Source organism: Adhaeribacter terreus (assembly GCF_042657365.1).
Taxonomy (GTDB): domain Bacteria; phylum Bacteroidota; class Bacteroidia; order Cytophagales; family Hymenobacteraceae; genus Adhaeribacter_A; species Adhaeribacter_A terreus.
In genome coordinates, this window is sequence record NZ_JBHSKT010000001.1 from 562959 (window position 1) to 582685 (window position 19727).

General features: G+C 43.6%; 14 protein-coding genes. 5 read left to right on the forward strand and 9 right to left on the reverse strand.

The genetic code is table 11. The annotated features are described in order from the left end of the window. Window positions 1-134: 134 nt before the first annotated feature. From ACFPIB_RS02375 to ACFPIB_RS02405, 7 genes are all read right to left on the reverse strand, one after another. The gene (locus ACFPIB_RS02375) at window positions 135-1547 is read right to left on the reverse strand and encodes an MBL fold metallo-hydrolase (protein WP_378015815.1); all 1413 of its coding nucleotides are present in this window, start codon (window positions 1545-1547) and stop codon (window positions 135-137) included. A 146-nt stretch (window positions 1548-1693) separates the two neighbouring features. Next, window positions 1694-2494 carry a sulfite exporter TauE/SafE family protein gene (locus ACFPIB_RS02380; protein WP_378015816.1) on the reverse strand — a complete coding sequence of 267 codons (801 nt, stop codon included), beginning with the start codon at window positions 2492-2494 and terminating at the stop codon, window positions 1694-1696. Between the two features lie 85 nt (window positions 2495-2579). Further along, a complete protein-coding gene (locus tag ACFPIB_RS02385) occupies window positions 2580-3227 on the reverse strand; it encodes a Crp/Fnr family transcriptional regulator (RefSeq protein ID WP_378015817.1) in 648 nt (215 codons plus the stop codon). A gap of 22 nt (window positions 3228-3249) precedes the next feature. After that, complete coding sequence (locus tag ACFPIB_RS02390; protein WP_378015818.1) at window positions 3250-3705, reverse strand: hypothetical protein; 456 nt, start codon at window positions 3703-3705, stop codon at window positions 3250-3252. Between the two features lie 115 nt (window positions 3706-3820). Continuing rightward, window positions 3821-5161: an MBL fold metallo-hydrolase gene (locus tag ACFPIB_RS02395; protein WP_378015819.1), complete on the reverse strand. Its 1341-nt coding sequence runs from the start codon at window positions 5159-5161 to the stop codon at window positions 3821-3823. Window positions 5162-5308: 147 nt separating this feature from the next. After that, window positions 5309-6700, reverse strand: coding sequence for a porin (locus ACFPIB_RS02400; RefSeq protein ID WP_378015820.1), 1392 nt, complete (start codon window positions 6698-6700; stop codon window positions 5309-5311). Window positions 6701-6861: 161 nt separating this feature from the next. After that, the gene (locus ACFPIB_RS02405; RefSeq protein WP_378015821.1) at window positions 6862-7710 is read right to left on the reverse strand and encodes a universal stress protein; all 849 of its coding nucleotides are present in this window, start codon (window positions 7708-7710) and stop codon (window positions 6862-6864) included. Window positions 7711-7905: 195 nt separating this feature from the next. Between ACFPIB_RS02405 and epsC the strand changes: the two genes are divergently transcribed. Beyond that, window positions 7906-8745 (forward strand): serine O-acetyltransferase EpsC, encoded by an 840-nt coding sequence (epsC, locus tag ACFPIB_RS02410; protein ID WP_378015822.1) that lies wholly within the window; start codon window positions 7906-7908, stop codon window positions 8743-8745. Between the two features lie 4 nt (window positions 8746-8749). Continuing rightward, window positions 8750-9670, forward strand: coding sequence for a cysteine synthase A (gene cysK / locus ACFPIB_RS02415; protein WP_378015823.1), 921 nt, complete (start codon window positions 8750-8752; stop codon window positions 9668-9670). Window positions 9671-9711: 41 nt separating this feature from the next. Here the strand turns inward: cysK and ACFPIB_RS02420 are convergent, their stop codons facing one another. Together ACFPIB_RS02420 and ACFPIB_RS02425 are read right to left on the reverse strand one after the other, a co-directional pair. Further along, window positions 9712-10191: a helix-turn-helix domain-containing protein gene (locus tag ACFPIB_RS02420; RefSeq protein ID WP_378015824.1), complete on the reverse strand. Its 480-nt coding sequence runs from the start codon at window positions 10189-10191 to the stop codon at window positions 9712-9714. Between the two features lie 354 nt (window positions 10192-10545). Then, the gene (locus ACFPIB_RS02425) at window positions 10546-10908 is read right to left on the reverse strand and encodes a hypothetical protein (protein WP_378015825.1); all 363 of its coding nucleotides are present in this window, start codon (window positions 10906-10908) and stop codon (window positions 10546-10548) included. Window positions 10909-11867: 959 nt separating this feature from the next. On the opposite strand from ACFPIB_RS02425, the gene ACFPIB_RS02430 reads away from it, so the two are divergent. The 3 genes from ACFPIB_RS02430 (at window position 11868) to ACFPIB_RS02440 (ending at window position 19473) form a co-directional block, all read left to right on the forward strand. Next, a complete protein-coding gene (locus tag ACFPIB_RS02430; RefSeq protein ID WP_378015826.1) occupies window positions 11868-12926 on the forward strand; it encodes a sensor histidine kinase in 1059 nt (352 codons plus the stop codon). Between the two features lie 32 nt (window positions 12927-12958). Then, entirely contained in the window at window positions 12959-13657 is a 699-nt protein-coding gene (locus tag ACFPIB_RS02435) for a LytR/AlgR family response regulator transcription factor (protein WP_378015827.1), read from the forward strand. A 581-nt stretch (window positions 13658-14238) separates the two neighbouring features. Further along, window positions 14239-19473, forward strand: a complete 5235-nt coding sequence (locus ACFPIB_RS02440; protein ID WP_378015828.1) for a right-handed parallel beta-helix repeat-containing protein — start codon at window positions 14239-14241, stop codon at window positions 19471-19473. Window positions 19474-19727 lie beyond the last annotated feature (254 nt).

Sequence of the window (19727 nt, forward strand, 5' to 3'; positions counted from 1 at the left end):
ATAGCGTTTTTGTCCCCCTTTGGAGGGGGTTGGGGGGAGGAAAAGAGATTTATCTGATTTTAATTTTTGATCAAATATTGTAAAGTCCTCCCCCCAAACCCTCTCCAAAGGGGGACTTTTACTTCGCTCTCCTATTACTTCAAGGTAGACGGGCAAACGTAAGCCGTTTTTGGTATACTGGTTTCTGCAATAGCTTTGAATCCGCCTTCTACGTTTATCAGATTTTCGAAACCACGGGCTTTCAAAATGGATGCTGCGATCATAGACCGGTATCCACCAGCGCAATGCAGGTAAACAGGTTCGTTTTTCGGAATTTCGGCCAGGTGATCGTTCAGGTAATCTAATGGTGCATGCATAGCGGTTTCTACGTGTTCCGCTTTGTATTCACCATCTTTCCGAACATCTACAATCTTAATGTCGTGGTCAGCATTAAACGCTTTTTCAAGTTCAGTAGCTGGAATAGATTTGATGCTATCGGTTTCTTTTCCTGCTGCTTCCCATGCCTGAATGCCACCTTTCAGGTAACCAATGGTGTAGTCGTAGCCAACCCGGGCTAAACGGGTAACTACTTCTTCTTCCCGGCCTTCTTCGGTAACGAGCAAAATTTCCTGTTTCAAGTCCGGAATTAAAGTACCAACCCAAGGTGCAAAGTTGCCATCTATACCAATGTTTATGCTGTTGGGAATAAATGTTTTCGTGAAAACTTCCGGCTTGCGGGCATCTAAGATCAAAGCACCAGTTTCGTTCGCAGCCGCTTCAAATGCTTCCGGTGAAAGCGCTTGCAAACCTTGCTTTAATACATCCGCAATGTTGGCATAGCCTTCCTTATTCATTTGCACGTTCATCGGGAAATAAGCAGGCGGAGCCATTAAGCCATCGGTAACTTCTTTAATAAATTCCGCTTTGGTCATATCAGCCCGCAAAGCATAATTGGTTTGCTTTTGGTTACCCAGCATATCATAGGTTTCTTTGCTCATGTTTTTGCCGCAAGCTGAACCTGCACCGTGCGCCGGATAAACCAATACATCATCCGCCAACGTCATAATTTTAGTGCGCAGCGAATCGTATAAATGACCGGCTAACTGCTCCTGAGTCAGGTCTGATTTCGCTGCCAGGTCCGGACGGCCAACATCGCCGATGAATAAGGTATCGCCTGAAAAAATAGCGTAATCTTTACCCTTTTCGTCTTTCAGTAAGAAAGTGGTAGATTCCATGGTATGGCCAGGAGTATGCAACACTTTCAGCGTTACATTTCCCAGTTTCAGTTCTTCATAGTCTTTGGCAATGTAGGCGTCATAGGTTGGCTGGGCATTCGGTCCGAAAATAATCTGGGCGCCGCTGGCTTTGGCCAGATCTACGTGACCCGAAACGAAGTCGGCGTGGAAGTGTGTTTCCAATACATATTTGATTTTTACGCCTGCTTTTTCAGCTTTTTCCAGGTATGGCGTTATCTCCCGTAATGGGTCGATGATGGCTGCTTCGCCGTTGCTTTCAATGTAATAAGCGCCTTGGGCAAGGCATCCGGTATAAATCTGTTCTACTTTCATGGTAGGTGATCCTTTTAAATTATTTATGATGAGTTTTTTACTTTTTCTGCCTTCAACCATACCGTTTTTAAGGCATGGCTGAATGAACAATACAAAGGTCGGAAGAAAGGAAAGGGTGGTCAGTGACTTTGGTTACACTGCCAGAATTATTGTAAAAGCGTTTCTTTCAGGATGATATAAATGCCCATAGCGAGTACAAACCAACCGAAACCGGTTTTAAGTTTATCGGAATGGATGCGGTGTGATAGGGCGGAACCGATGAAAATGCCGGCAACGGAAAGAGCCGAGAATGCCAGCAGAAAGCTCCAGTTTATATCGTAATTAAAAATGTCGCCTACAAAGCCAAACAGGGAATTGGCTGATATAATTAACAGGGAAGTTCCTACTGCCATGCGCATATCCAGCTTGCTGAATAACACCAATGCCGGAATTATAAGAAACCCTCCGCCAGCGCCTACCATTCCGGAAATAAGCCCTACGGTTACGCCTTGAAGCAATAGAGCTGGCACGTTCGGCGAATGATCCTCCGCTTCTTCAGCTGCCACTGCATACTTTTTCTTTTTAATCATACTCACCGAAGCAAAGATCATAAGTACGGCAAACAGGATCATAAGCAATAATCCTTTGGTAATGTCAAAACTACCAATACTAATAATGTGCTCAGGAATTGCGGGAACGATAAAGCGGCGGGTAAGGAATACTGTTAGCAACGACGGAATCCCGAAAACCATTGCCGTCCGGAAGCTTACCAGGTCTTTTTGATAAAATTTATAGCTGCCGACCAAACTGGTGGTGCCTACCACAAAAAGCGAATAAGCCATTGAAATTACCGGGTTCAGGCGCATGAGATACACCAGAATAGGTACCGTAAGAATTGAGCCGCCGCTTCCGGTAAGTCCAAGTGAAAGACCGATTAGCAAGGCGGCGATATATCCGAATATTTCCATAAGGTTAACAATTAATGATGCAAAATTACCTTATGAATTTGCCGCCTACAGTGACTTAAATCACGCAAGCTAAAAATGCAGTATTTTATACCTTCTCCAGATTGTGGACCTCCAGATAACTGCGGTGCAAGGTAACAGCCCCACGCTGTTCTAACTTTTTCAACAAACGGGAAATCACTTCCCGGGAGCTGTTCAGTTCTTCGGCAATTTGCTGGTGCGAAAGCCTGATCTCTGGACCACTGGTTTCTACGTGGCGTTTCAGGTAAAATAATAGCCGTTCGTCCAGGCTTTTGAATACAATGCTGTCCAGGGTTTGTAGCAGTTCTTCAAAACGTTCCCGGTAAGTGCCAATCACGAAATTGTGCCAGCTTTTATATTTGGCCAGCCATTGCTCCGATAAATGTGCCGGAATTAAAACAACATCGGAAGGCTGTACTGCTTTTGCTTTCACCTGACTGGTTTCGCTGCGGGCGGTACACATCATGGAAAGGGCACAGGCGCTTCCTGGTTCAAGGTAATACATCAGAAATTCATTCCCTTCATCATCTTCCCTGTACACTTTTAATAGTCCATTCAACAATAAAACATTGGAGCGGATGTATTGCCCGGTCTGAATGATGGGTTCACCTTCTTCCAAGTGTTTGATTACGCTTTCTTTTAAAATGCCTTCCAGTAATGGTTGCTCGAACTGGGGGAATTGCTTTTGTATTTCTCCTTTGTTTATAGAATCCATGAATTTTGTTGCAAGGTTAAATTTACTTTCGCACTATTTTTAATAGCGTTTCCGGAGCGGTTTTCCCGGAAGGTTGTTCAAAGTCGCCACGTAAAATTTTTAAGGCATAGCGTTCTTCGTCAATCTCTTTTCTGGTGCGGAAGCCTAATTTCCGCAGTACAGGCAGGGGAGGGCACCAGCCCTGAAGGCCGTGCTGCAAAAGAAAAGTAGTTACAATGCCTGGTACAATAAACCAACGTTTGTCTTTCGCAAAACCTAATAAAACGCCCGTTAAGGCCAGGGTTGAAGCGTTAACTTCCAGCACCCGTTCGATATCCCATTCTTTGTTCAGTTCTTCGATCCGGTCTTCCAAAGCTTCCAAACTGGCATAGCCATATTGTGAAATATTCTCCAGTATTTCCTGGTCCACGGCTTGGTTTGCTTTATCCGTAGAGCTGCGCCGTACCCGGCCTTCCTGATTTGTATTCATGTCTTCCATATTTTTCTTAGGCTATACGGAGTCAAAAAGAATGAGATATTTGAGGTTTTATTGAATGCAAAATAGCCAGCATCTGGTTAGGATACCGGCTATTGTTAGTTTTTAGATTTTGCTTTTATTTTTTGAAGTCATTCACCGCATCGCTCAGGTCTAAAACCTTGGTTTCTGGTAAAGCTTTTTCAAGAATACTGCTGCCGGCTGCCGATCGGTAACCGCCAGCACAATGCACCACTACGGGTTTATCGGTAGGCACTTCTTTGGCTCTTTCCCGCAGTTCCGGCAACGGAATTGTAATGGCCTTGTCGAAGAATCTGCCGGCTTTGGTTTCTGAACTGTTCCGGATATCTACAATAGTGTAGTTGTCAGGATTGTCTCTGAAGTCACCCAGGTCAATTTCCGGAGTAGTAGAAGCTGCTTGCTCGGTTTGTACAAAAGCACCTTTTATTAGTTGCTCGTAGCCAATTTTAGCGGCTTTCCGGATCAGGTCTTCCAGTTCATTGTTGCTTTCGGCAATCAGATAAAAACTTTCTTTCGGGTCTATAAGGCTGCCCAGCCAGGTTTCGAATTTACCGCCGTTCTGAATATTGATGGCACCTTCTATATGGCCTTTCTTGAACGTTTTTTCCGGCCGGGTATCTATTATCAGGGCACCATTTTCAGGTTTAAAGTTCTGTTCCAGGCGGTTTACTTTCTTTAGGCTGGGTTCGTAATTCGGCGCACCTTGTTTGTTCAGGCTTACATCGTAGCCAAAGTATTTCGGAATAAACGGCTGGTCTTCGGTAATGATCTTTACAAATTCCGCTTCACTCATTTCCTTTAACGCATAATTACCAATTTTTTCAGCGCCAATGGTGCTGGAATGCGCATCGGAAAGCGATTTACCGCAAAGCGAACCGGAACCGTGGGCTGGATAAACGAGAACATCATTAGCCAGGGGCATCAGTTTCTGGCGGGTGCTTTGGTAAAGCTGACGAGCCAGTTCTTCCCGTTTAGCCGTTACGTTACCGGCACTTTCCCGCAGATCAGGACGACCAACATCGCCGATAAACAGCGTATCGCCGGTAAAAACTGCTTTATCTTTGCCTTCGTGTTCCAGCACAATGCTGATACCATCGGGTGAATGTCCTGGTGTATGCAACGATTTCAGTTTTATCTTACCAAACTCCAGCACCGCACCTTCATCGAATGCTTGGTTTGGGTAGTCGGCACCTACCAGGCTATGCGTGTAAATGGTAGCCCCGGTTTTTTCGTGAATTTCCAGGTGCGAACTTATAAAGTCAGCGTGCGGGTGGGTTTCGATCACGCCAATAATTTTAGCGCCGTTTTGTTCCGCAAAATCGTAATAAGGCTGCGGATTTCGGGCAGGATCTATAAGCACTACTTCTTTAGCGCATTCGCTTAATATGGCATACGAAAAATGGGCCAGGCCTTTATCATTAAACTGCTCGATTTTCATAATCTTCTTTTTTACGGTTTCCTAATTCAAAATCTCTCTGAACAAAGCCAGATTTGAATTTTACGATACAAAGGTATAGCATCTCCGAAAGCCGTTCAGTGATGTTTGTCACATACAGGTAATAGCTATTAAGTGGATTGCGGTAGTTTAGAAAGTAAGCTGGCTAACGAAATTAAAGTGATGGAAGTTGGTGTTGTAAAACCGCTTTTCCAAAGGTAATTTTGTATTTGGTGAGAGCCGTGAAACGTATAATAAGCGGAAACTTAGCCCATTCAACGGCTCAAAATCTGGTTTATAAGTCAAATCTATCAGACCATTCCAATAGGAGGTTGCGCCATACTTGTTGAACCGGAAATCGTTGTAAGCTGGAAGCCAGGTTTTGGTTAAGGCTGCCTCTGTCGTTAGCTTATGCGGCAAGCTTTTACGGACCCTGAAAGCCAGGGCATTGGATTTTCCTAACCCTTCCAGGCGACCCCGGGGTGTAGTTACAAAAAACTGTTCCCGTCCGAATTCCCTTGGAAACAGAAACCTTCCGTCGGCACCCAGATGTAAATAGTTAGCAGAAAAATACCAGTTAGCTGGTTCGTACGCTAACATTCCACCCGCCAACCATTGTCGTTGATCCGGAAAATAAGCTAAGGCCGATTCCGGGTTTCCGCCACTTCCAACCTGTGACTGATACAAACCTTCCGCTCCAATTCTAACTTTAGGTTTAACTTCCAATAAAATCCTGCTGTAGGTAGTATTGGATACATTTTCGATCCAATAGTTCCAGGCTTCACTTTTCAGCAATCCTCTTTTTTTCCATTGAAAACCGGCAACCGCTACCCCGTTACTTTGTACCTGACTTTTATAGCCCGAAGGCCTACCGTTTTCATCTACTCCAACAGGATAAATGCCTACGCTTTCACCTGCCTGATGCCAGGAAACTGTGCTGCGGGGCGAAAAATGGTTGAACCAGGCTAAAATGATTTTGCTCTTCTGGATAACAGGTATTTCTACGCTGATGCCTTGAACCGAATAAGGTTTCATTCGGCCATCCTGAGGGTTAATTAGTGGAGAAGTAAAACTGAAACGGCCGATGGTTGCTTTTACTTGTTTGGTTTGATATTCCAGATACAATTCATACAAACGGTCCAAATCGGCTTTGTTTTCCGGAGCTTCTACATCAAATAATTCAAGCTCGTATCGGGGTAATTTACTGGAAAGAGGATCCGGTTCAGTCAGGTTAGAGGAAAAAGCGTTGTAGGTAAAAAGCCCAGCCAAGCCAAACCGGAAACCTCTGTACAGTGCTGTATGGAAACCTAAACGTGCCCCAATTGCATTGGCATAATAGTCAGAAAGTTCGCCCTGGTTCCAGGTAGCCATAAAGTAGTTTCGAATGTGGCCTTCGGTTTCTCCGTGTATAAAAACATCTTTTATATTTCTAACTTTTACAGAATCAGGAGGAATTTCAGGACCAGTGTATTGCTGGCCAAATGTTACCAGGCTAATAAAATAGCCCAGCAGTAAGAGTTGGAATTTGGGTTTGAAAAGCATTAGGAAAGTAATTCCAGATTAAAGCTAGCCCTAATCCGGATTAGGATTTCAGAAAATGTTTAAGAAATAGAAAGACAGTTTTTCACCCCAAAAGCATAGCGTTTCAGAAGCAGGTTTTTAAAACGAGGGAATAAATAGCAGAAAACGCTATGGTTTGCAGGCTAAAAACTGCTTTGTTTAATGTGGTAGGTCAGTAGCGGGCGGATACACCGGTTTATTAAGGTCTCGGCTGCACTACCGTGAAAAATTTTACTGAATCCGCTACGGTCATGAGTGCCGATTATTACCAGATCCATTTCTGTTTCCTGGTTGAAAGAGCGTACACCCTGCGGTACTTTGTAATCGTGTTTCAGATGCAGCTCGTAGTTTTGCAGTTGCATGGCCTGGGCAAATTGCTGCATGTTAGTTTTCAATTCTGTTTCCTGTTTATCATTGCTTTCTGTCATTATCTGAAGCATATGAATTTTGGCACCAAACAGCTTTTGCAGGTTTAATACGGTATTAGTTGCAGGGTTCTGTTGCTGCTTTTCGGTGAAATCGGCCACCCACAAAATATGTTGAATAGGCGATACGGAAGCAAATTCGTGAATAGAAATTACCGGAATCTGCGTGTGACGCACCAGCTGTTGGGCTTCAGATCCGGAAATTTTTTCAAGTAGTCCGGTTGCACCTTTTGTACCCATCACGATTAAATCTATCTGATTGTTTTTAGCATAGTTGGCCAGTTCCGTAGTCAGGCCGCCGTATAAGATTTGACTGGAAAACGAAAAATCAACGTGTTGTTTTAAGTTATTGAATTTTTCAGCCATTTCTTTTTCCCGGTTCTGAAGGGCTTGGTGGTCAATGGTTTCAGACGCACGATTACTGCCAGCCCAGTCAGCCTGGTTTACTTGAATAACGTGTACCAAGTGAGTTTCTACTGTTGCTTTATCCAGTATATACGACAGAAAATCAATTGCTTTGGCTGAAACCGGCGTAAAATCTACCGGGATCATTACTTTAAATTTCATAAACGTAGCTTTTAGTTACTTTTACTTTTTATGTTGAAAGACTTCGATCTTTTGCTTTCAGTTCGATACAAAGGTGAGCAACTAATAAGGGGCAGTCAGTGACATTGGTTACATAGCCCGGTTTAGGAAGGAAACTTTATCTCCAAGGGATTTTATATCCCTGAACACCTGCCTAAGCTTTGCGTTGAAAGCTTCATGAGCAGTCCGTTTATAAAAGAACTTTTTGTGGAGCATCACCGCATCAGGCATCAGGTGCCAGCTACAGCTATTTGTCAATTAGTAGAAGGGGTGTTGGGCTTATTTTTTCCGGTTTTGGCAGATCAGCGCTTCGAGTCTGAAAAAGAGCTGGAAGCTTACAAAAATGCGCTTCAATCGGAAATGGTGCGTGTTCTTACCGGTATGGAGCCAACTTTACCTATTCCTGCAGAAGAAGTAGTACAAAAGCTTTCCGAAGAATTACCTGGTATTTATAAATTATTGCTCGAAGATGCAGAAGCCATTGCGGCGGGCGACCCGGCTGCTCAAAATGTAGAAGAAGTGATCCGTACGTATCCTGGCTTTAGGGCGGTAGCTATTTACCGGGTTGCACATACCTTGCACAAGTTAAAAGTACCCTTACTGCCTCGTATTTTATCGGCTTATGCCCAGGCGCGTACCGGTATCGATATTCATCCGGGGGCGCAGATAGGTTCTCATTTCTGCATCGATCACGGAACCGGTGTGGTGATTGGAGAAACCTGCGTGATAGGAGATTATGTGAAAATTTATCAGGGCGTTACCCTGGGAGCTTTAAACGTGAATAAAACCTTGGCCAATAAAAAGCGGCACCCTACCATTGAGCATCACGTGGTAATTTATGCCGGAGCTACCATTTTGGGCGGCCAGACTGTAATAGGGGCGTATAGCGTAATAGGCGGGAATGTGTGGTTAACCGAAAGCGTGCCCCCGTATTCCCGGGTTTACCATAAACCTGAGGTAATTGTGCGTAAGCCTTCATTCCCGACCGATAGCTTTGATTTTGTAATATTAAACTGAAAATATGAAAGCAGAAAATATTTTACACACCATTGGCCAAACGCCGCACGTAAAGTTAAACCGCCTGTTTAAAGATCAGGCCGAAGTATGGGTAAAACTGGAGCGCAGCAACCCTGGTGGCAGCATTAAAGACCGCATTGCCCTGGCAATGGTAGAAGATGCCGAAAAGAAAGGCATTTTAAAACCTGGTAGTATCATCATTGAACCTACTTCGGGCAATACCGGGGTTGGTATGGCTATGGTGGCAGCGGTAAAGGGCTACGAACTTATTGTAGTAATGCCTGAATCTATGTCTGTAGAAAGAAGGAAGCTGATGCAGGCTTACGGGGCAAAACTGGAGCTTACAGCCCGGGAAAAAGGTATGAAAGGTGCTATTGAAAAAGCTCGGGAATTACTTGCCCAGAACAGTAATGCCTGGATACCGATGCAGTTCGACAACGAAGCCAATACCAGAATTCACGAACAAACTACGGCGCAGGAAATTTTATCCGATTTTCCGGATGGCTTTGATTATTTGATTACTGGGGTGGGTACCGGTGGCCACATTACCGGGGTAGCTAAAGTGCTGAAACAGAAATTCCCGAACCTGAAAGTATTTGCCGTAGAACCAACTGCCTCAGCTGTTTTAAGCGGAGGACAACCAGGACCGCATCCTTTGCAGGGTATTGGGGCTGGCTTTATTCCTTCCATTATGGATATTTCACTTTTAGACGGGGTAATTCAGGTTGAACAACCGGAGGCCTATGAATTTGCCCGGCGGGCTGCCCGGGAAGAAGGTTTGTTTATCGGTATTTCTTCGGGGGCATCGCTAGCCGCAGTTGCTAAAAAGCTGACGGAAATACCTGCGGGATCTAAAATCCTGACTTTCTGCTATGATACAGGGGAACGCTACCTTTCAGTGGAAGGGTTGTTTGTTAATAGTTGAGGATAAAAGGTTAAAGAGAATTTATGTGGTATTTACTTCAATTAAAGCCTAAGAACAATATTGTCTATCATTCTTAATATTCCAGTTTCGTATTCAGATATCTTATGAATGGTTTCCGCCGGAAGTAAGGATTCTAAAAGCCGATTTTCAATATCAGTAATATTTAAAACATCATATTGATCCAACGGTTCAGTAAGGTTATTCAGGAAGTTACACAAATCATTTTTGTAAGCATCCAAAGACCAGGATGGGAATTTCCACGTTCGCTGGTTAACTATTTTAGCTGTAAGAATGCCGTTTGCCACCAGTTGCCGGATCTTATCCGGGGAAATTTCTAAAATCTGCGCAGCTTCTTTCGTTGAATAAAACTCCTTTGTATTTAACGTAAGAAGTGGATTTGCTTCATGGAGCCGAAGTTCTAGCTTCAAATCGTCGCACAAGGTTTTCAATTTATTAACCGAATTATTTAAAAGTTCAAGCATTTGTTGCTTATCCAGCGCTTTGGCAATTCGGTAATTCAAGAAAGTTAACCCGTCTTTTTTGTTAAGGCTTTTGTGTTCGAAAATCTCCTTATAAAGCTCCTTTTTTCAATAACTAAAGGTAATTAATAATCATAATTCAGAAACCTCCTGTATATCATCCTCCGGGCTTAGCAGGATATATTTGTCGAACTCTTTTTCCGATGTGTGTCCGGTAAATTGCATGATTTTCCTTTTTAGGATACCTGCCTTCATTATAAAGAATGCTGGCAAGCTCAGTCTGCCGCTGTGGGAACCAGCTAATAAATAGTATTTGATTTCTTCATACTGTTCGAATTTAGATCTAACTTCTTTTACCCATACTTTTTCAACCCGATTGAGGAAATCATGGTAGAATTACTTTAAAAATACCTTTATGCATTTATTGTATTTCTGATCACTCATACCTAGGGTATAATCGTGCTTCTCCAATAAATCTTTGATTGTCTGATTAGAATTGAATAAAAATTCATTCTTGGTTTTCTGAGCTCTTTGCTTACCCATCTCCAAATGGTGCGGTTTTATCAATTCTAAGTCGGATATTCTATTGGCTGTTAACGTGCTGATCAAAAAGTAATTTTTTGCCCTAATCAGAACTTCTTTGTAAACAGATCTTTCTACTTCTTGTCCGGCAGAATATTCTAAATATGTATCATCATGTAGTTCAGCATCGAACCCAGGGGAAGAAAACAATTTTACGTCTTCTCTTTTTTTAGGCAAACTATTGGTTCATAAACTCTGATATTTGAAGTTCTTTCTTTACATTCTTCAAATGAAGTTTAAGAGTTTCAAAATTCAGGTTAACGCCTTTTTTGGTAATTGCCGATTTGAAAAAGGACATTAATGCATCTAATCTTTTCAATATAGTAATATTGTTCATGTCGATGCGATCATCAAAAATAACCTTTCCGGCAAGACTATGATTTGGGGTGCCTGGCTGTTTTTGATTTTAGGCTTATCGAAAAGAAAATAGTTGATCAGGTCCTTAAAGAAAACTTCATTGACATCGTCAAAAGAGTAGTCGATGTTCTTATAAAGACTGAATTGCTCATATCTAGATTTAACGGCGTTTACAATACTTTTTTATTCCTTTCCTTTTGTTCGTAAATTTTGTGATAATCGTCTAAGTAGCTTTTGATGGTGGCATAGTTTACCTTGTTAACTTCTTTATAAGTAGTTAAGAGTTTTTCAACCTGTTCCGGGGTTGGTTTATCATCATGCTTATAAATGTAACCTTCAATAATGGCTTCAATTCTTAATTGTTTATCATCCGATTTGGTTTTATCAACTTGAAAATCAGCAGGAGCAATGGCGTTATTTTTTCTGTAGATCTTATCTTCATTAAAAATCCCGGCATCTTTTACATAAATATTTGTCTTGAACCGTTTTATCTTTCCAACTTTGGTGTAGAGAATTTTAATATGTTTTTTTTTCTCTTTCCCGGACTGCTACCAAAGAGGTATATTTGTTTAATCTGGCCATTTTTTGTCGTCAAATAATAGTCAGGTAGTCAAAAAAGCAAGTGTGAAGTTATTGCTTAAACGCAGAACCTCTCTGCAAACAGAAACCCGAAGTAGAAATGCTTCGGGGTTTTTTGTTTTAATTCGGATATATTTCGCCTGCTTCAATTTCTTACAGGCACAGATAGGTAATTTGCCCGAAACCGCATTTATTTGTGCATGCCGAAAATAAGCTTCACACGCCTGATCAGAGTTCTTAAATTAGTGGGGCACGGGTGTTTCATCCTGTTTCTGATCGCTTTCCCGCTTTACGTTTTCTATGCCACGGGAGGTCCTAAAGAACCGCCGCACCCGCTTACTTTGCCTTTTATCTGGTGGTTCAGCTTGTCTTATATTATGCTCTTTTACGGCAATACGTATTATATCATTCCCAGAGTATTGCTCCGGAAAAGATACTTTTTGTTTCTGCTTATTGTGTTGGGTTTATTCCTGGTCTTTTATTTCGGCCGGCCGTTCCAGTTTCTCTTCGACACCATTCTTTTTTACAGGCAAGGGAGGGAAATACCTCCGTATCAGCCCTTTTCCTTCGATTTTCTTTCTCTGGTATTATTTGGGTTAATTATTACGCTGGGGCTCTGTATTCAAATCATTAAGCAGTGGCAACGAACCGAAAGACGCGCTTTGCAGGCCGAAACCGACAAAGCGAATGCTGAACTTTCGTTCCTGAAAGCGCAGATCAACCCTCACTTCCTGTTCAATACCCTCAACACCATTTACTCCCTCATTCTTACCCGCAATGATCTGGCCGCTGATTCGGTGTTGAAACTTTCCAGCATTATGCGCTATGTAACCGGCGATGCCACTGCCGATTTTGTTTCGCTGGAAAAAGAGATCGCCTCGCTTACCGATTATATTGAATTGCAGAAATTGCAGCACAACAAAAAAGTATTACTCGATTTTACGGTTACCGGCACGCTGGAAAACAAGCAAATTGCGCCACTGCTGCTACTTACTTATATTGAGAATGCATTTAAATACGGGATCAGCAGCCACGAAGAAGCACCTATCACCATCAGGCTGGAAATTGCAGAAGATCGCATCGATTTTTTCTGCCAGAACCGCATATTCGAAACGCCCCGAGTAACCGAACGCACCGGCATTGGTTTATTAAATACCCGTAAGCGCCTGGAATTTCTTTATCCGGGAAAACACGAACTCCTTATAACCAGCAACACAGAATTTTATACTGTTTCCTTAACCCTGAAGCTGGTTAATTGACTTTTTAGCCCCAAAAGCATACCGTTTTTATTATGATACTGAAAAGTGTAGCCATCGATGACTCGCCCTATGCGCTTGATATTATTAAACTTTATGCCGAAAAGATACCGGAGCTAAAACTGGTGCAAACATTCGACGATGCAATTGCCGGAGCCGAATTTCTGAAGGAGCACCCCGTAGATATTTTATTCCTGGACATAAACATGCCCGATATTTCTGGTTTGCAACTGGTTCGGGCATTAAAGGTGAAACCGCTAGTAATTTTTACTACCGCATATAAAGATTATGCTTTTGAAGGATTTGAACTTGAGGCTTTAGATTATCTGCTCAAACCCATAGCATTTGAGCGTTTTGCCAAAGCCGTGCAGAAAGCTGTAGATCTGTATGCCCGCCGCCAACCTGTAAAACCCGAAGATGATCATTATTTTTTTGTGTATTCGGAATACCAGGCCATAAAAATAAACGCGGCAGAAATAGAATACATTGAAAGTCTGAAAAACTACCTCAAAATTCACCTGGTGGATAACAGCACCGTGCTTACAGTTATGTCGCTTAAAAAGATCGTGGAAAAACTGCCGGAAGGAAAATTTCTGCGCATTCACCGTAGTTATGTAGTGCCTCTGGCCAAAGTTAAATCTGTACTCAACCGGAAAGTAATGCTTACCACCGGGAAAGTTTTTCCGGTTGGAGACAGCTATTTCCAGCAGGTGCAGGATTGGAAAAAGTCCTGATGGTATTTTGCTTTTCTGTTTTATTCCACTGAAGTTTCTAATAATCTTCCATTAATTTGAATGCTGGTCCAAACTAGTAGTACGTTCCTTCCTATTGCTCAAAAAAACAGAATATGAGCTAGATGTTTGCACCAGTAATTAATAAGATTTATACTTTTCAGAAATTTATCCCAAGGCTTCTCTAAAGCACTTTTTCAGCAACTTGCTTCATTTTTTTCAGAAGTGATCTGGTTGCATTTTCGTTTTTAAAGGTCATTTTTCTAGGGTCAGCGTTCGCATTTTAATATTAAAACAGTTTGTAAATGCTTGAAAAACTGCTTGTTCCAGGTGAATACTGTTTATCCTTACATTTTGCCTCTTTGTCCTGACCTGGTTGAAATGGAATTTCCTGTTGTATTAATTTAAAGAAGGTAAAGGCAAAATCCGATTGCATTTATCTGCATGATCTATTTTCTCTCACAAATAGGTTTGGTTTTTTCTGCCGCCCGGCACTTTTTCCGGGCGGACAGATACCATTTTTATTGCCCGGGAGACGCAACTCGAATTTATTCCATTTCATCATTCTTATAAAATCATTATCAATGAAAAAACACATATTATTTTACCTTGTGTTTGTAATGCTGGCCATGAATGCCCGTGCGCAGCAGCATACAAACGTAACGATCGGGACTGGTGTAACTGCGGCTAGAACTACCGGGCCGATAGTGATAGACCCTTCCATCGTGAACGGCAACTTTTCCAAGCACATCGCGCTTTACCTGGCTTCAGAGATCAATGCCACGCCATTTACTGCCCGAGCACTAACTAAAATAGCCTGGTACAAAGAAGATACTGTTCGCCATAATACTACCGGCGGCTACCTGAACATTTACCTGAAACCAACAGCTGCAACGGTTTTGCCTAGTGGTCCTTTCGGTGTAAACTGGGCCAGTGAGTTAACAGGTGCCATACAGGTGTTTACGGTAAACATGCCGAGTATCAGCAGCGGCGCCGGCTGGAAAGAGTTTACGTTGCCTACACCTTATATCTGGGATGGAAACAGTAACCTGGAAGTGCTGGTAGATTGGGTCGGCCCCGGGCCAATACCTAATAGCATAAACTGGCGTTATTCTACCGTAACCGGAAACCGGTCGGGTACCGGTACTGGGCCTGCTCCGAATTTGCCGGGAACTTCCAACCTGCCCAATATACAGTTCACGTTTACTGCTTTCAACAACGATGGGGGCATCAGCGCGTTAAATTCACCGGTTTCGTCTGTTGCACCCAATGTAAGCACGTCCGTAACTGCTACGCTGAAGAATTTTGGTGTGAACGCGGTCACTTCTGCTACCATCGGTTGGGCAGTAAACGGCGTATCGCAGCCGGATTATACCTGGAGCGGCAATTTAGGATCCAGCCAAACGGATGGCCCATTGGCATTAGGAAACTTTACTTTTCCGATGGGCGCTTATATCCTTAAAGCGTATCCTAAAACCATAAATGGTGGCGCCGATCCCTTGAAATTTAATGATACCATAACAGCTCAAGTGGTTTCCTGTGCAGCTTTATCTGGAAATTATACGATCAATAAGAATCTGCCAGCCTCGGCTTCAAACTTTCAATCCTTCTCTTCGGCGGTTGCCGTACTGAACACCTGTGGTGTGAGCGGTCCGGTTACTATTACCGTGGCGCCAGGCAGCGGACCTTATAACGAATCGGTGAGTTTAGTGAGCGTGCCGGGAACAAGCGCAAACAATACCGTGACTTTTGAAGGCAATGGCAATACCATTTCATCGGCCAATACTGCAGTAATTTTATATGACCGCACGCACCACGTAAAATTCAATAACCTGGTGATCGAACAAACGAGTACGGCTACGTTGTGCTATGGAGTGCAACTGATGGGGCCTTCTGATTTTGTCACGATCTCGAACTGCACTATTAATATGCCGATGACAACCGGCCAAAATGTAATTGGTATTGCGCTTACCGGCGGTTTAAATGCCAATACAGCCGGTAATTATTCCAATAATTCACTTTTCCAGAATAACATTATTAACGGTGGTTACTATGGCATGCGGTTGTCAGGTTTGGCGGTTGCCGGTTCAAAACCTGTTGGGGTTTCAAGTAACCGCATTATCGGTAACCAGTTCAAAGATTTTTACTCCTATGGCATTTACATGAACCAGGCCGATAGTGTAAGAATTGAAAGCAATACGTTTACGCGCCCGGACAGAATGGCTTTGTCAAATTTCTTCGGGATATATATTAGTACCGGTAGTATGAATACTATGGTCACTAAAAACCGTTTCCACAATACGCACGGAGCTGTGGCCTCGCCAACCAACCAGGTAATTCCAATTACCATTGAAGCAGCCGCGCCTGTAGGTTCAGAAAATATTATTAGTAATAACCTCTTTTATAACTTCAACAACACGGGTGGTATTACCGGTATCAGTATGTTCAGTTCTACATCTGGTGCCTATATTTACCACAATACCTTTTCCATCGAGAACCCTAATCGTCCGGCCAGTAATTCCAGCAATATCCGGGTTATCAGTATTTCGGGAAGCCCTGCCAATGTTCGTGTGGTGAATAATATTATTTCGATGAACATGCCGGGAACCGGCGCCAAACATGCCATTTATCTCACTGCTGCTCCGGCCGCAACTTTCGAGACTAACAACAATGTGCTATATCTTGCTTCCGGCCAGACCAATGCCTTTACGGGCTATTTAACCAGCAACCGTACAACTTTAGCCGACTGGCGAGCTGCCAACACTACTGCAGCTTTCGATATGAACAGCGTGGATGCCAACCCTGCATTTGTAAGCCTGGCAACCGGCGATCTGAAACCAACTTCGCCGGATGTGAACAATATTGGTCAGCCGCTGGCGAGTATAACCGGCGATATTCTGGGTAATGTCCGAAATGCTGCCACACCAGACCCTGGCGCCTATGAATTCAGTCTGGGGTCGAACGATGCCGGTATTGCCGGAATTGCAACACCAGCTTCTCCTGCCTTGCCGGGCGTAGCCTTACCGGTTCAGGTCAGCCTGAAAAATTTCGGCACTGCAACCCTTACTGCTGCAACCATTGGCTGGAAAGTTAACGGCGTAATGCAGCCGGATTTTGCCTGGACAGGTACATTGGTTCAGAATGCAACCGCTTTGGTTACCATCGGTAATTTTACTTTTCCGGCCGGAACTTATACCGTTTGCGCCTGGACCAAACTGCCAAACAATGCCGCTGATGCAAATACTTTGAACGATTCTACCTGCACCAACATTAATGCTTGCGCACCACTTGCCGGTAACTATACCATCAATAAAAATGTGGCGGCTTCGGCAACCAATTTCCAGAGCTTTACCGATGCGGCCACCAGATTGCATAACTGTGGTATGGCTGGTAGGGTAGTGGTTACAGTTGTGAATGGCTCTGGTCCTTATACCGAGCAGGTAGATTTTCTCAATGTGCCGGGAGCCAGTGCTACGAACAGCATTATTTTCCAGGGGAATGGCAATGCGATAAACGCTATGCCTACAGCACAAAAAACTGCCGTGATAAAATTCGACAACGCGGATTTTATCAGACTACATAACCTGAACATTACGCTTAACGGCACTGCCAATGTAAGCAACCCGACTTTCACAGCTATTCAGTTTGTAAACCACTCCGACAGCGATACAATCTCGGATTGTACGATCACGATGCCACATGTTACTGCTTATAATATGAATATTATGGGTATTCTGGCAGGAACGGATATTGGTATGGCCGGTAATAATACCAGTAATTCGGTTTTCATGAACAATACTATTTCCGGTGGTTTATATGGCATCCAGCTGAACGGAGATGCAAATGGCCTGAGCGCCCTGAATAACCGCGTAATTGGCAATACCATTCTGGATGTAGCAAATCATGGCATTAACCTGCAGAACGCCGACGGCAGCCTGGTAGAAGCGAATGTTGTTTCCCGCCCTACGCTTTTTGCTCCGCTAACTATTTATGCGATCAGTTTAGGCGGCTCCAGCAAGAATACAGTTATCAGCAAAAACAAGATCAGCAACCTGTTCGGAAGCATGACCAACTCACTGGGAAATTCTTACGGTATTCATATTACTGGTGCAGGTGCGCCGGCTGGTTCTGAAAACCTGGTTGTGAATAATTTGTTTAACGATACCAATACCCCGCAGTATGCTTATGGCATTTACAATAACGGCAGCAGCGGAGTTTATTTCTACCACAATACCATTACAGCTGCCTCTGGCGGCGGTTTCTATGGTTTCTATCAGACCAATGCGCTTGTTTTTACTAATGTGAAATTTGTGAATAATCTTGTATCTGTTCCGGTCGGGATTGGTTCGGGAAATAAATATGCAGTTTACCTGATGGATGGAAATCTGGAGCTTAATAACAATGTGTATTTTGTAGGCTCAAATGTTACAAACCGCAATATCGGGTTCTATGGCGGCGTAAATTATGCTACGCTGGCAACCTGGCAAACGGCTTTCAACAATGCTTTCGATCAGCAAAGCGTAGAAGCTAATCCGTTGTTCCGCACTGTTGGCAATGGAAACCTGGTGCCTTCCAGCCCGCAGGTTAATAATGTTGGTAAACCGCTTCCGGCTGTTACTGCCGATATGCTGGGAAATACCCGCAGTGCAACTACTCCGGACCCGGGTGCTTATGAATTTACGCCAAGCACCGCCGATGCTGCTGTTTTAGCGATCAGTTCTCCGGGAAGCGGATGCGGTCTGACCAATCAGGAAACGGTATCCATTACGTTGCAAAATCTGGCCAGCGTAACGGCAACTTCCATTCCGGTAAGTTACCGGGTAGATGGCGGCACACTGGTTACGGAAACATTTACTGGCTCGCTTCCTTTTGCTAACACGGCAACTTATTCCTTTACTACCAAAGCGGATCTTTCCAGCCCGGGAGCGCACCGTGTATGGGTTAGCACACAACTGCCAAACGATACTGATCTTTCTAACGATACTTTGTCTGTAGTGGTGAAAAATGCGCCGCAGGTTGCTCTTCCGGTTAATATTAACTTCGAAACGCCAGCCACCGGAATCAATAAAATGGATGTGGTGGTGAAAGCGAATGCAGCGATAACCGAAGATGCTGCAGCCAGCCATGGAACCGGCTCAGCCAAAGGCATGATGATGACGGCAATAGACAGCACCAACTGGAGCGTGCCGGCTGGCGCCATTGATCCATGGACAGTGAACCCTGAAAAACTGGCTGGCGCTTACCTGTGTATTTCAACAGCCAATACCACCGTGAACGATACCCTGCGTTTAAGCTTCGACCTGCTGCAGCTTTATAAAAGCTCTTATGCCAATACGAATTTCCGGATTACAGTTAATGGTGTGCAGGTTGGCCCAACCTATCGTCCGCCGTTTGGTGGAGGAACGCCGGTGTGGCAGAGCATTATGGTAGATCTGAGCACTTATCTGAACCAGCCATATATTCGTTTAGGCCTGGAAAGCAGTGTGAAAGAAGCATACGATAACGGTAACGGAACTGCTAACCTGATCGATAATATTCAGCTTGTGCGCATAGCAGGTCCGGCTACCGGTGTAAAAGATGATGCGCTGCAAAATAAGGTAGTTGTTTACCCGAACCCATCTTCCGGATTGTTTCAGATGAAATTGCCGGAAGGCAAAGCATATACAATAACGGTATCGGATCTGAGTGGAAAAGTGCTCAAAACTCAAACTGCCAGAGCAAGCCAGATGCTTGACATGAACGGTTCGGCTAAAGGTGTTTACCTGCTGAAAATTTCAGGAGCCGAAGGAAGCGCTTATAGAAAATTAGTAATAGAATGATGCATAAAGTAAATTGGGATTTTTTAAAAAGGAGGCTACTGGCCTCCTTTTTTTTTGTTCCGGGCATACCGTTTTTAAAGTTTGCAATCCCTGAAAATACAGATATGTACGGCTTAAATTTTTAAAGGAATTTCTGGCGCATGGAGAATTGGGTTCGTGGATTCCTGCTGGTTGTGAAGCAATTCGGATATAAAGATTGCTATAAAAAGTAGTATGGGTAAAATAGCAAGGAGGTGTGCCGCTATACTTGGCAA